Raw genomic sequence first — 12,772 nt, forward strand, 5'->3', positions numbered from 1 at the left:
CCATGCGGCTATGATGAGCGGGATAGGTGATGATGAGCTGCCCCGTCCACATAAATGACGGCGACATCTGTCAGCGGGATCGGACGTCCCCGGAGCAGAAGGTCAGACGGACTTCGGTCGTCGGGGACAGGCATGCCTCAAAGAACCCCGTGAAATATCCAATGGATCCGACGACGGCGGAGAGGAAAAAACCACTATCATATTGACCTTTTTGCAGGAATAGCTTAATAAAGCCTCTCAACTTACAAAAATTATTTTAGGATAATGCTCTATGCCCGGCATGAACTTTGAGCTTATAGATGAATATCTGAATTTTCTCGTCGTTGAAAAAGGCGCCTCGCACAATACGCTCGAAGCGTACAGCCGGGACTTGAACCGTTACACCGGCCTGATCCAGGAACGAGGCATCAAGGAAATTCACGAAATCAGTCCAGATGATGTCATCTATTACCTGTCTGAATTAAAGCGGAGGGGCCTGTCGGCCAACTCCATGAACAGAAGCCTCGCGGCGCTGCGGGGTTTCTATAAATTTCTGCTGAGAGAGAAGAAAATCGAGCAGAATCCGGTCGCGGAGATTGAACTGGCCAAAGTATGGATGCGCCTTCCAGATACCCTGAGTCACGAGGAAATGGATCAATTGCTGTCACAGCCGGGAGTCCGAACGGACAGCGCCGTTCGGGACACCGCCATGCTGGAATTGATCTATGCCACGGGCCTCCGGGTTTCTGAACTGCTGTCATTGACGACCAACAGCATCAATTGGCAGGTGGGGTATCTCGTCGTCCAGGGAAAGGGAAGCAAGGAGCGCATCGTGCCAATCGGCCGGGCGGCTTATGAAAAGGTGAGGAATTACTTTAACGATGTCAGGCCGAAGTATATCCGGGGAACGCAGACGAACATTCTTTTTTTGAACAAGTCCGGGCAGGGGATGACCCGCCAGGGGTTCTGGAAACTGGTCCGAAAGTATGCCGTTCAGGCCGGGCTTCAGAAAAAAGTCCACCCCCACACCTTCCGGCATTCCTTCGCTTCCCATCTCCTTGAGGGGGGCGCGGATCTGCGATCGGTTCAAATGATGCTGGGGCATGCGGATATATCGACAACGCAGATTTACACGCATGTCACGCGGGAGCATTTGAAGGACATTCACAAAAAATATCATCCGCGGGGTTAGCCGGCATGGAGCTGCTTCAGGCGACCCTATCGTGGATCCAAGGGGAGAGAAGATGAGGACTGTAGCCGTCGGTAATCTTGCCGTCGGGGATGGGCAGCCGCTGGTGCTCATTGCCGGGCCCTGTGTCATTGAGCATGAGGAACTGACGAGGGCCATCGCCCTTTACCTGAAAAATCTCGCCCGTGAGATGGACATTCCCTTTATTTTCAAGGCGTCTTTTGACAAGGCGAACCGGACGTCATCAGCGGCCTATCGCGGCCCCGGTTTTGAACAGGGCATCGAAATTCTGAAAAACATCAAACAAGACCTGAACATCCCCGTGCTCTCCGATGTCCATCGTCACGAGGAAATCGAGAAGGCCGCGGAAATATTGGATGTGATCCAAATTCCGGCTTTCCTGTGCCGCCAGACGGATCTTATCGTGGAAGTCGCCGAGCGGGCCCGGGTCGTGAACATCAAAAAGGGCCAGTTCCTGGCCCCCTGGGATGTCCGGAACATTCTCGAGAAGGTGCTGTCCCGCGGCAACGACAACATTCTCATCACCGAACGGGGGACGTGTTTCGGATACAACAATCTGGTCGTGGATTTTCGCTCGTTGCCCATCCTTCGCAGAGAAGGCTTCCCCGTCGTCTTTGATGCGACCCATAGCGTGCAGCTTCCCGGGGGGCAGGGAACCGCTTCAGGAGGACAACGGGAGATGGTTCCCTACCTGGCGCGTGCCGCTGCAGCCGTGGGTATTGACGGACTTTTTCTGGAAGTCCACCCGGACCCGTCAAAGGCCTTGTGCGATGGCCCGAATTCCCTCTACCTGGATACCCTTCCGGATCTGTTGAGAACGGTGAAGGCCATAGATGGCAGCGTCATGGCCCTGAAGTCCCAGAGACCGTGAAATGAGGAGGAGTCGAAAGACAATCGAAAGGGGATAAACGTAAGATCATGGATGAAGAAATAACAAAGAAGATCCGGAAGATCCGTATGCTGATCTCGGACGTGGATGGCGTTTTAACCGACGGCCGGATCATCATCGATGACGCCGGGCAGGAAAGCAAGCATTTCGATGTCAAGGACGGCCATGGACTTAAAATGATCATGCGTTACGGGATAGATGTCATTCTTTTGACTGGCCGCTCCTCTTGCGTTGTGGATCATCGTGCCAGGGACCTTGGAATTCGTGAAGTGTTTCAGGGAGTATTGAACAAGAAGGAATTCTTCCAGCAGCTTCTTCGGGAAAGAGGCTTAAATGCCGAGGAAATTGCCTACATCGGTGATGATTTTGTGGATGTTCCTCTTCTGAAGAGGAGCGGGTTTTCCGTGGCTGTTCATGACGCGGTGGAGGAAGCACGAAAAGCGGCAGACTATATTACGGATAAGCCCGGGGGGCGGGGGGCCGTTCGGGAGGTGTGCGAACTGATTCTCAAGGTCCAGGGCAAATGGGAAGAGGTCGTCCGTCGGTACGAACTGGTATGATTTTATCGGTAGAACCTGATTCATGTTTAACCTTTACATGTCCTGAAACGGGTGATATACAGACAGCAGGATCATCGGGATGAGGTTGAAAGCGCTGACCGTATTGCTGAAAAAAAAGAGACTGATCGTGTCCGCTGGCTGTCTGGCCGTTTTTTTTGTTCTGGGTGGAATCCTATATACCCTGAACAAGGAAGAGCCCCGAAAAACTCCAGAGAAGCTCATGGATGACCAAGTCGATTTGCAGGTCATGAATGTGCATTACACGGAGGCAACGGACGAGGGTGTTATCTGGGAAGTCCACGCCGAGAGTGCCCAGTATCGGAAAAAGGACAATCTCGCTCTCCTGAAGAATCCGAAAATCACGTTGACAATGCCGGACGGGCGGAACTTTGTCCTTACCGGGAAGGAAGGGACCCTGAAGCAGGATTCAAAGGATATGAAACTGACAGGCGATGTCCATCTCCAATCCAGCAACGGAGATTCCTTTAAAACGGACGAGGTCACATATTCCGGAAAAGAGAAACGATGCCATACAGGTTCACCCGTCAACCTGAAAAACAGCAGGATGCAGATTGATGCGACAGGGATGTCGATTTCGCTTGCGGACGAGCACCTGACTCTTCTGTCCGGCGTAAAGGCCTGTATCCAGAGATGAAGGAGTTTGCAACCTTGAAAAAGCGGTGGTTATGGCGCCCGATCCTGATGATCGCCTGTCTCATGACCTTTGCCGCCGGAAATATGCCGGCGGTGGGCGCAGAAAAGGCCGACACGAAAAAGCTGGAAATGAGCAGGGAACCCATTCGAATTGAGTCGGATCGTCTGGATGCCTACAATGAACAGCGTTTGGTCGTCTTTTCCGGAAATGCGGTCGCTGTTCAGGGGAACAACGTGATCAAATCGGACAAGATTTTGCTTTACTACAAGAAAAAGGAGAATGGCGCCAGGAAGGGTGCGGCAGGAGAGATCGGCCGAACGGGCGATCTTGATCGAATTGAGGCCAAGGGGCGCGTTGTGGTAACTCAGGGAGACCGGGTTGTAACAGGTGAAGACGCCGTTTTTTTCCAGGACGACCAGAAAATTGTCGTCACGGGAAGCCCCGTGATGCGTGAAAAGAAAAATGTGATCCGGGGGGATCGGATTGTCGTCTTTCTCAAAGAGAACAGAGGAATGGTCGAAAGTTTCCCGAGCAAGAGAGTTTCGGCGACCGTCTATCCCGCTGAAAAGGATGAGGGGAGCAAGCAGCAGCCCTAGGGATGAATGAACTTTCAGCAAACCGTTTGGTGAAGATTTACAGTGGGCGGAGAGTCGTCGACGAAATCGATCTGAGGATTCAACCCGGTGAAGTTGTCGGGCTGCTGGGGCCCAACGGTGCGGGGAAAACAACTACCTTTTACATGATTGTCGGTCTCATCCATCCCGACGGCGGGTCCATCTGCCTCAATGGTGAAGATGTCACCGGGGAGCCGATGTATCTTCGGGCAAGAAAAGGTTTGAATTACCTGCCTCAGGAGCCTTCCGTCTTTCGGAAGCTGACCGTCGAGGAGAATATCCTGGCGATCCTTGAAACTCTGAAACTGAAGGAGAACGAACAAGAGAACCGCTTGCAGGAATTGCTGGGTGAGCTGGATTTAACTCATCTGGCCAAAAACAGGGCGTATTCACTTTCCGGAGGAGAGAGAAGGCGTGTGGAGATCACGCGGGCACTGGTGACCTCTCCGCAATATATCCTTCTCGATGAGCCTTTTGCCGGCATTGATCCCCTGGCCGTTGCGGATATTCAGAAAATCATTGCCAAGCTGAAATCGAAGGGGATCGGTGTGGTGATATCGGACCACAACGTCAGGGAAACGCTTTCAGTCTGCGATCGAGCCTATATTGTCAATGCCGGCAAAGTCCTCGTCGAGGGCAAGCCGGCCGAAATTGCATCCAGCGAAATCGCGCGGAAAATCTACTTTGGGGAAGACTTCACACTTTAATTTTTGATTAAAGGCGAGCCGGTAAGGGACATGGCATTCGAACTGAAACAAAATCTGAAATTGAGCCAGCAGCTGATCATGACCCCGCAGCTGCAGCAGGCCATCAAGCTGCTCCAGCTTTCAAGAATGGAGATGATAGATGTCATCAACCAGGAAATGGAAGAGAATCCGCTCCTTGAGGACATGCCCCCGGAAGACTACGACGAAGCGGAGCTGAGTACGGTCAGTGAAGAGGGAACCATTGCTGAAGTAGAAGATTTCAAGGGCATAGAAAGAACGGAAGAGATAACGGGCGAAGGGGACGGGAAGGAGGATTTTGACTGGAGCAGTTACCTCGAAGATTATGGATCGGTGGGGGCATCGTACGATCGCAGGGACGGTGAGGCGCCTTCCTGGGATAATCTGCTGACGAAAAAAGCCACTCTGACGGATCATCTCATGTGGCAGCTTAAGCTGACCCGTCTGTCGGAGCTTGAAATGAGGATTGGGGAGCAGATTGTCGGCAATCTCGACACAAACGGATATCTGGCGGCCACAACGGAAGAAATCGCCCGGCTGGAAGATGTTGAGGAAACGGAAGTGGAAGCGGTCCTGGCGAAGATTCAGGAATACGATCCTCCCGGCATTGCGGCCAGGAATCTTCAGGAATGCCTGCTGATCCAGGTCAGGCTGCTGGGGATAGAAAATCCCCTCGTCGATGTGATCATTCAGAACCACATGAAGGATCTGGAGATCAAGAACTATAATCACATTGCAAAGAAAAACCGGGTTTCCATCGACGAGGTGCTGCAGGCCGTCATGATGATCAGCGATATGGATCCAAGGCCGGGAAGCATTTACAACGAGGAGAGGATCCAGGCCATCATTCCCGATGTCTATGTTTTCAAGGCAGGCGACGAATATAAGATTGTGTTGAACGATGACGGCATGCCGCGGCTGAGGATCAGCAACTTCTACAAGGAGATCATGGGAAATGTGAAAAATGACTCCAACTCCGATAACGGCAAAAAATACATCCGTGAACGGGTTCAGTCAGCCACCTGGCTGATCAAAAGCATCCAGCAGAGGCAGAGGACCATTTACAAGGTGGCCGAAAGCATCGTCCGGTACCAGAAGGATTTTTTCGACAGGGGAATCAATTATCTCAAGCCCCTGGTGTTGCGGGATATCGCCTACGACGTCGAAATGCACGAATCCACCATCAGCCGGGTGGTCACGAACAAATACATGTACACACCCCGTGGAATCTTCGAATTGAAATATTTTTTCAGCAGCAGCATCCAGAAGAAAAGCGGTGAAGCCATTGCCTCCAAGAGTGTAAAGGAGGAGATTCGCAAGGCGATTGCCTCTGAAAATCCGAAAAATCCATACAGCGATCATGAAATTGTCAGTCTCCTGGAGGGCAAAGGGATCAAGATTGCCAGAAGGACCGTTGCCAAGTATCGGGAGATGATGAACATACTGCCCTCATCGAGGAGGAAGAGATACTTTTAGCACACGGGTATCGAAGCGGACGGAACGATCGTTCCTGGAGGCGGCATAAAGGCCTGAACATAACGAAGAACGATTCCCCTGCGGAAGAAGCCGGTTGGCAGGGAGCAGATATGGCAGGATTCAGTGACAAAGAAAAGAGGAGGAGTAAGCAATGATGAAAATTTCCGTGACCTTTAGAAATACCGAGGATGAAGGTTGGCAAAGGGAATATGTTGATGAACGGATGAAGAAACTGAACAAGCATATCGATGCACCTACTGATGTTCATGTGGTCTTGACCGTTGAAAAATTCAGAAACGTTGCAGAAATCAACATCACAACAAACGGGTTGAATATCATCGGCAAGGAAGAGTCGAAAGATATGCACCTTGCTATTGACAATGCCGTAGAGAAGATCGAACGGCAGCTTAAAAAGCACAAGGAGAAAATCCGGATTCACAAAAGCGGTGGCCTGAAGGAAGAAGGCGAGGAACCGGAAGCGCTGCCCGTAGAGGCAGAGGATGCTGTGGAGTCGAAGATTATAGAAACAAGGAAAATCATTCTGAAACCCATGTCGCTTGATGATGCCGTTCTGGAGATGGATTCGACGAATAATCGATTTGTTGTCTATCGCAATGCCTCGTCAGAAAATGTCAATGTCATCTACCGGCGTGACGATGGCGGCTATCTCCTGATTGAAACGAACAGCTGATACATTGAATGCTGAATGAAAATCGTTGATCTGCTTAAAAAAGACTATATTGTCGAAGAACTGGTATCGTCTGGAAAACAGGAGGTCCTGGAGGAATTATCGCAGCGGATCCTGAAACATAACCGGACATTTGAGCCGGATGCCATGATCCGGACGCTGATGGATCGCGAGAAGCTCGGAAGTACAGGTATCGGAGAGGGCATTGCGATTCCTCACGGGAGACTGGATGGACTTGAAGAGGTGATCGTCGCATTCGGTCGGAGCCTTCGGGGAATTGATTTTGACGCGTTGGACGGAAGGCCGGTGTACCTGTTTTTCCTTCTTCTGGCGCCGGAGCATGCCGCCACGGAGCATCTGAAGGTCCTGGCGAGAATTTCCAGAATGCTCAAGGATCAGAATTTTCGAACACGCCTCATGGAGGCTCCATCCGGGGATGAAATATACCGGATTATTACGGAAAAGGACGGGCAGACATGAGGCCTGCTTCTCATGATCTCCAGGACACGTGAAGAGACTCCATCCCTGCGTGGCATGTTGGACCGTGCTTCCGACCGTTTGGGAATAAAGGAAATTTCGGGCGGAGCCGGCCCGGGAAGGCCCTTGAGCAGACTTCGCATCACCAGGCTTAACAACCGGATTGATTTATCCTGTTTTCCCCTTCCGGAAACGATCGGTATTTTTCCATTGCACGCCTCTCCTTCCGGGAAGGGCGTGCCGATCTTCCCGCCTTCATGGTCCCGCTCTTTTTCAAGCGGTCGCTCTTCAACATGGGCCTGCATTGCACTGGCCGGAACGGGGCGCATTCCGGAATCCCTGATCCAAGCCGTCGGACCGTCTGAAACGCTGCTCTTTGCATCCGCGTACGATGAATTTCTCCTGGAAAGCCGGCTGACCGGACTGTTCAGGGAGCACACCGGCAAAGAGACGTCGCTTTCCGGGGGATTGGTCAGTTTCGACGGAAGGGGGATGTTGATCCTGGGGGAAAGCGGCCTGGGGAAAACGACCTGCGCCCTGGAGCTTGTTAAGCGCGGGTATCGCTGGATTGCCGATGACGTTGTTGTCGCAAGGAAAAGAAGCGGGGGCCGCATCTACGGCAGCAATTGGAACCCCGAATTCCCACTCCTGGAAATAAAGGGAAGGGGAATCGTCCGAGCCGAGCAAGTCCTGGACAGGTCGGCGATTCTGGCCGAATCCAGGATTGATTGCTTTGTGGAACTGGTTGAAGAGGAGGGGATGGGCCAGGGAACTGAGCGTGGCCATCCCTTGAGAACGCTGGACATTCTGGAAACTCCCGTTTACGGAAGGTCCCTTCCTGTAACGGGAGATGCGGTGGGCATGGCATCGAAGGTGGATACGTCGATACGGGCGATGACGGGCATGGGGAGAAACCATTGAAATCGCTTCGGGTGGTGATCATTACCGGTCTTTCCGGTTCGGGAAAAACCACGGCATTGAGGGCCTTGGAAGATATCGGATTTTATTGCGTGGACAATCTGCCCGTTGCCCTGCTTCCGCAATTTCTCGAAATACAATCCGCTCAACCGAAAAATATATGTCAAGTGGCCATGGTTATGGATTTGAGGGAAAATACCTTCATCCAGACCTACAAAGGCGTCTTCGAGCAGCTTCAACGGGAGGGGTACAAGATCGAGATCCTCTTTCTGGACGCCGGAGATGATGCCCTCCTTCACCGGTTCAGTGAAACGAGGCGGGTCCATCCCCTGTCACAGGCTTCCGTCATGGAGGGGATTCACCGGGAGCGGATGCTGCTTCGAAACCTCAAGGAGATGGCGGACAGGGTCATTGATACATCATCCTGCAACGTTCATCAGTTAAAGGATGCCGTGCAGCGCCATTTCCTGTCCTCGTCAACAGCCAGGCGGCTCTACATTCTGGTCATTTCTTTTGGCTACCGCTATGGAATTCCTGTTGATGCCGACCTGGTCATCGATGTCCGTTTTCTTTCAAACCCCTATTATGTGGCGGAGTTGAAAAATTTTAACGGGTACAATGAAGAGGTCCGGGACTATGTCCTGAGTGCCGAGGAGAGCGTCATTTTTCTCCAGAAGTTACTGGACATGATGGAATTTCTGATGCCCCTTTACGAAAAGGAAGGAAAACCCAGGCTGACGATCGCCGTGGGCTGTACCGGGGGGAAACATCGCTCCGTCGTCATGGCGAATGAATTGATGTCCTACTTTTCCAAACAGGATTATCCCGTCAACGTGGACCACCGCGATATCGATAAGAGTTGAAAATCCCATGACTTGCCGGCGTTGATTTTACCGGGCAGGGCAGTGGGAGTTCATTAGGCGCCGATCTGCAGTTTCTTCAGGACATTGTCGTTGATCCAATGAGGATCCCACCATTCCTGGGGATTGACAAACCGCCCTCCCGCCATGATCCCGAAGTGCAGATGATCGCCTCCAGCAAGGCCTGTCAGGCCGCTTGCGCCGAGGACGTCCCCCCTCGAGACGGATTGGGAACCCTTAACCGAAATCGAGGAGAGGTGGGCATACAGGGTGAAAAGCCCGAAGCCATGGTCGATGATGACGGTATTTCCGTAAATGCCCAGTGGGCCGGCAAAAACCACGATGCCGCTGTTGGCCGCCTCAATGGGGGCCTGTGCGGTCGAAGCAAGATCGACTCCCCCGTGAACACTTTCACCAACGGTCTGTCCCCCGTAGATATAGGTCCTCCGATCGCCGAAGAGGGCCATGGGGGAGGCATTTTTCATTCTCAGGAAGGTGTCGCTCCAGAGCTGCCTGGGTTCACTTTTTTCGCATATCCCCTGGATTGTTTTGAAATTCGCTTCCCTGATCTGTGAATTGACGTAAATAAAGGTTTCAAGGAGGTTCTTGCCTCTCAATGGCGGATTGGATGCCTGAAATTCCGGCATTTTCTGCTGGAGAAAGGAATCGCTCAGCATCATCCTGTCACTTCGGAATGTTTTTTTCAGAAGAACATAGGGTACCGTCGACGAGGATTCATTTCCGCCAAGATCCCTGGCTACTATCCGAAGATGCATCGGTTTGCTTCCGGCGTCCATCGGCACGGGCACATAGCAGATAAAACCGGGCTGTCCGGACAGGGAAACCGGATAGGCTCTGAAGAACGCCTGATCGATATATACCCCTGTGACGGAAACGGGTTCCGAGACGCGGTAGGTCAACACGCCGGTTCCGCCGGGATTGAGATGGTTCTGTGTGCTCAGAAGAAGGATCTGGGGCGGACCGAAGTCGATCATCACGGGCCGGTCCGCGGTCATCGAATTGCCGAACAGGGCGCCATCCGCCGCGGAGATGTGGAGGGTGGCCGGGCCTTCGCGAAGCTTGAGTTTAGCCGGGTCAAGGATCACACGGACTTCGTGGGACTTGTATTTCCCAGAGGGGTAGGTGAGCGTGGAAAGGGGGTATGTTTTGCCGTCCTGGGTAAGGGCTACCGCTGTTCTGGAAAGGCCGCTTTTGGAGTCGGAAAAGTTCAGAGTCAGGGGTGTATTCCATCCAATCGTTCGAATTTCGCCCTTCGAGGTAAAGGAGGGCTTTCCGAATTCAAGGCGTTGCCCGAGAAGCAGCCAGGCGGCAACGGCCAGAACGGCGATAACGGCGGATCCGATCAGAAGATAATGCTTCCGGTTCTTGCTGGGTTGTACAAACGTCATGGCTTTCCATCCTCCGGGGATCAGGTGTTGCAACTGGAGCCCTTTATAATTCCTTTGCGGCGGTTTATCAAGTCCAAAGGCCGGGCTGACTAAGCTCTGCTTTCCAGGCGATCCGCCTTTCGCCGCTCCCACTCTCCGAGGATCTTTTTGCGGAGCCGAATGGATTTAGGCGTGATTTCAACTCGTTCCCCTTCATTGATGTATTCCAGGGCTTCCTCGAGGGAAAAGACGACAGGGGGAGACAGCTTGACCGCTTCGTCGCTCCCTGACGCGCGCATGTTCGTCAGCTTTTTAGCCTTCTGAACATTGACGACCATGTCCTCCTCCTTGTTGTGCTCCCCGACAACCTGGCCTTCATAGACCACCTCTCCGGGAGAGATGAAAAACCGCCCCCTGGCCTGCAGGGCATCGAGGGCGTAAGCTGTGGCCGGGCCATCCTGCATGGAGATGAGCACGCCGTTCTGCCGATGGGGGATGGAGCCCTTGAAGGGCTCATACTGGTAAAACTGATGATGGATGACGGCCTCGCCTGCGGTGGCGTTGAGAAGGCGGTTCCGCAATCCGATCATTCCGCGCGCCGGGATATGGAACTCCAGACGGGACCGACCCCCGATGGAATCGATTTTCTTGAGTTCTCCCCGCTTTTTGCCGACCACTTCAATGACTCGGCCGGAGAGATCGGCCGGTATGTCCACAATGAGAAGCTCGATGGGTTCTGCCTTCCGGTTGTTGATTTCCTTGTAGATGACATGCGGCTGGCCCACCTGGAACTCATAGCCTTCCCGGCGCATTGTTTCAATCAGGATGGAAAGGTGCAGTATGCCCCGTCCATAGACCTTGAGGGATTCCGTTCCCGGGGCAGCCTCCACGCGCAGGGCAACGTCGCTCTTGATCTCTCTGTGCAGCCGGTCCCGCAGATGGCGGCTCGTGACATACCGCCCTTCCTTCCCGAAAAAGGGAGAATCGTTGTGGGAAAAAGTCATGCTCATCGTCGGTTCATCCACGGGGATGATGGGCAGAGGCTCCGGATAATCGACGTCCGAGATCGTATCCCCGATATCGATGTCTTCCGGACCGAGGACGGCGCAGATGTCTCCGCAGGGGACTTCAGCGGCTTTATTACGCTGCAGCCCCTCGAAGAGGAACACGTCCTTTACGACTGATTTCTGAGTGAAGCCGTCACGCTTTATGACGGATACGGGCATCCCGGAGCGGATTGTTCCGCGGAAAATACGTCCGATGGCGATCCTGCCCACATAGTCCGAATAGTCAACCGTGGTGACCTGCATCTGTAAGGGGCCTTCCGCTTCTTTCGGGGGAGGGATGGAGGTGATCACGGCATCCAGAAGAGGGGTCAGATCCGTCCCCTGCACATCGGGGGAAAGAGATGACCAGCCAAAACGGCTGGAGGCATAGAGGACGGGAAATTCCATCTGTTCGTCGTCAGCGCCCAGATCGATGAAGAGATCGTACACTTCGTCCAGAACCTCTGCGGGCCGCCGGTTCGGTTTGTCCATCTTGTTGATGACCAGGATGGGCGTCAGATTGAAGGAGAGGGCTTTCTGCAGAACAAAGCGCGTCTGGGGCATTGCGCCTTCGAAAGAATCCACGAGAAGAATTGCTCCATCGGCCATCTTCAAAACCCGTTCCACCTCTCCGCCGAAATCGGAATGTCCCGGAGTGTCGATAATGTTGATTTTATGACCGCCGTAGGTGATGGAAATGTTCTTGGACAAAATGGTGATGCCCCGTTCGCGCTCGAGGTCATTGGAATCAAGAAAGCAATCCCGCACCTCCTGGTTGTCGCGGAAAATTTTGCTCTGGATGAGGAGCTTGTCGACCAGCGTGGTCTTGCCATGGTCGACATGGGCGATAATTGCTACATTTCTAATATTCATGCTGCCTTATATCCTTTTTTAAAACGATTTCGAGAGGGGTGATTTCCGGATTCAACCGGCGATAAAGTAACCTGACCGGCTGTGCTCGAGAGGATAGGCGGTTGGATAAAAATGGAAAGCGTTAAACAAAGCTGGGTTGTTCAATCGATGTATCCGTTTATGCACTATTCTTCTGACCATGTCACGACACTTCTACTGCGTTCCGTATCGAAGCGTTTTCCTGACCGCCCCCGCTGTCGGCTCATCGACATGGATTTCTGCCGCATGCCTCTTCCGGGACGTGCGGTACCGCAGCCATCCTGCCGTCCCTTTTTCGTCTCCGGGTTGGAATTCGCCTGATGTTTGAAACTTCGCTTAGGCTGATAACAGGAAAGTTGTCAATTGGCAACAATTTGTTGATGATCCGGAAAAGAA

General features: G+C 52.8%; 13 protein-coding genes. 11 read left to right on the top strand and 2 right to left on the bottom strand.

Annotation, left to right across the window (positions count from 1 at the left end; all coding sequences use genetic code 11):
• The first annotated feature begins 271 nt into the window (after positions 1–271).
• The 11 genes from xerD (at position 272) to rapZ (ending at position 9,054) form a co-directional block, all read left to right on the top strand.
• On the top strand, positions 272–1,171 hold the full coding sequence (xerD, locus tag ACJ77P_RS06740; RefSeq protein WP_367361166.1) for a site-specific tyrosine recombinase XerD: 900 nt from the start codon (positions 272–274) through the stop codon (positions 1,169–1,171).
• Between the two features lie 52 nt (positions 1,172–1,223).
• Positions 1,224–2,060 (top strand): 3-deoxy-8-phosphooctulonate synthase, encoded by an 837-nt coding sequence (gene kdsA / locus ACJ77P_RS06745; protein ID WP_367361165.1) that lies wholly within the window; start codon positions 1,224–1,226, stop codon positions 2,058–2,060.
• Between the two features lie 47 nt (positions 2,061–2,107).
• Positions 2,108–2,638: an HAD family hydrolase gene (locus tag ACJ77P_RS06750; protein WP_367361164.1), complete on the top strand. Its 531-nt coding sequence runs from the start codon at positions 2,108–2,110 to the stop codon at positions 2,636–2,638.
• A 79-nt stretch (positions 2,639–2,717) separates the two neighbouring features.
• Entirely contained in the window at positions 2,718–3,293 is a 576-nt protein-coding gene (gene lptC / locus ACJ77P_RS06755; protein WP_408999331.1) for an LPS export ABC transporter periplasmic protein LptC, read from the top strand.
• 14 nt (positions 3,294–3,307) lie between these two features.
• Positions 3,308–3,889, top strand: a complete 582-nt coding sequence (locus ACJ77P_RS06760) for an LptA/OstA family protein (RefSeq protein ID WP_367361162.1) — start codon at positions 3,308–3,310, stop codon at positions 3,887–3,889.
• 2 nt (positions 3,890–3,891) lie between these two features.
• Positions 3,892–4,614, top strand: coding sequence for an LPS export ABC transporter ATP-binding protein (gene lptB / locus ACJ77P_RS06765; protein ID WP_367361161.1), 723 nt, complete (start codon positions 3,892–3,894; stop codon positions 4,612–4,614).
• A gap of 30 nt (positions 4,615–4,644) precedes the next feature.
• Complete coding sequence (gene rpoN, locus ACJ77P_RS06770; RefSeq protein WP_408999332.1) at positions 4,645–6,108, top strand: RNA polymerase factor sigma-54; 1,464 nt, start codon at positions 4,645–4,647, stop codon at positions 6,106–6,108.
• 151 nt (positions 6,109–6,259) lie between these two features.
• The gene (hpf, locus tag ACJ77P_RS06775; RefSeq protein ID WP_408999333.1) at positions 6,260–6,799 is read left to right on the top strand and encodes a ribosome hibernation-promoting factor, HPF/YfiA family; all 540 of its coding nucleotides are present in this window, start codon (positions 6,260–6,262) and stop codon (positions 6,797–6,799) included.
• A gap of 15 nt (positions 6,800–6,814) precedes the next feature.
• Entirely contained in the window at positions 6,815–7,276 is a 462-nt protein-coding gene (locus tag ACJ77P_RS06780) for a PTS sugar transporter subunit IIA (RefSeq protein WP_367361158.1), read from the top strand.
• 123 nt (positions 7,277–7,399) lie between these two features.
• Entirely contained in the window at positions 7,400–8,194 is a 795-nt protein-coding gene (locus ACJ77P_RS06785) for an HPr kinase/phosphorylase (protein ID WP_367361157.1), read from the top strand.
• The gene (rapZ, locus tag ACJ77P_RS06790; protein ID WP_367361156.1) at positions 8,191–9,054 is read left to right on the top strand and encodes an RNase adapter RapZ; all 864 of its coding nucleotides are present in this window, start codon (positions 8,191–8,193) and stop codon (positions 9,052–9,054) included. Before ACJ77P_RS06785 ends, rapZ begins: the two co-directional genes overlap by 4 nt.
• Positions 9,055–9,107: 53 nt before the next feature.
• Here the strand turns inward: rapZ and ACJ77P_RS06795 are convergent, their stop codons facing one another.
• Both ACJ77P_RS06795 and typA read right to left on the bottom strand, forming a co-directional pair.
• On the bottom strand, positions 9,108–10,460 hold the full coding sequence (locus ACJ77P_RS06795; protein WP_408999334.1) for a M23 family metallopeptidase: 1,353 nt from the start codon (positions 10,458–10,460) through the stop codon (positions 9,108–9,110).
• Between the two features lie 89 nt (positions 10,461–10,549).
• Positions 10,550–12,358 carry a translational GTPase TypA gene (typA, locus tag ACJ77P_RS06800; RefSeq protein ID WP_408999335.1) on the bottom strand — a complete coding sequence of 603 codons (1,809 nt, stop codon included), beginning with the start codon at positions 12,356–12,358 and terminating at the stop codon, positions 10,550–10,552.
• Positions 12,359–12,772: the final 414 nt, after the last annotated feature.

It is taken from the genome of Syntrophus buswellii (assembly GCF_046097065.1).
Taxonomy (GTDB): Bacteria; Desulfobacterota; Syntrophia; order Syntrophales; family Syntrophaceae; genus Syntrophus; species Syntrophus buswellii.

Bases quoted from the DNA above. Each gene is read 5' to 3' on its own strand.
- xerD (WP_367361166.1), top strand. From the start codon at position 272: ATGCCCGGCATGAACTTTGAGCTTATAGATGAATATCTGAATTTTCTC.
- kdsA (WP_367361165.1), top strand. From the start codon at position 1,224: ATGAGGACTGTAGCCGTCGGTAATCTTGCCGTCGGGGATGGGCAGCCG.
- ACJ77P_RS06750 (WP_367361164.1), top strand. From the start codon at position 2,108: ATGGATGAAGAAATAACAAAGAAGATCCGGAAGATCCGTATGCTGATC.
- lptC (WP_408999331.1), top strand. From the start codon at position 2,718: ATGAGGTTGAAAGCGCTGACCGTATTGCTGAAAAAAAAGAGACTGATC.
- lptB (WP_367361161.1), top strand. From the start codon at position 3,892: ATGAATGAACTTTCAGCAAACCGTTTGGTGAAGATTTACAGTGGGCGG.
- rpoN (WP_408999332.1), top strand. From the start codon at position 4,645: ATGGCATTCGAACTGAAACAAAATCTGAAATTGAGCCAGCAGCTGATC.
- hpf (WP_408999333.1), top strand. From the start codon at position 6,260: ATGATGAAAATTTCCGTGACCTTTAGAAATACCGAGGATGAAGGTTGG.
- ACJ77P_RS06780 (WP_367361158.1), top strand. From the start codon at position 6,815: ATGAAAATCGTTGATCTGCTTAAAAAAGACTATATTGTCGAAGAACTG.
- ACJ77P_RS06795 (WP_408999334.1), bottom strand. From the start codon at position 10,460: ATGACGTTTGTACAACCCAGCAAGAACCGGAAGCATTATCTTCTGATC.
- typA (WP_408999335.1), bottom strand. From the start codon at position 12,358: ATGAATATTAGAAATGTAGCAATTATCGCCCATGTCGACCATGGCAAG.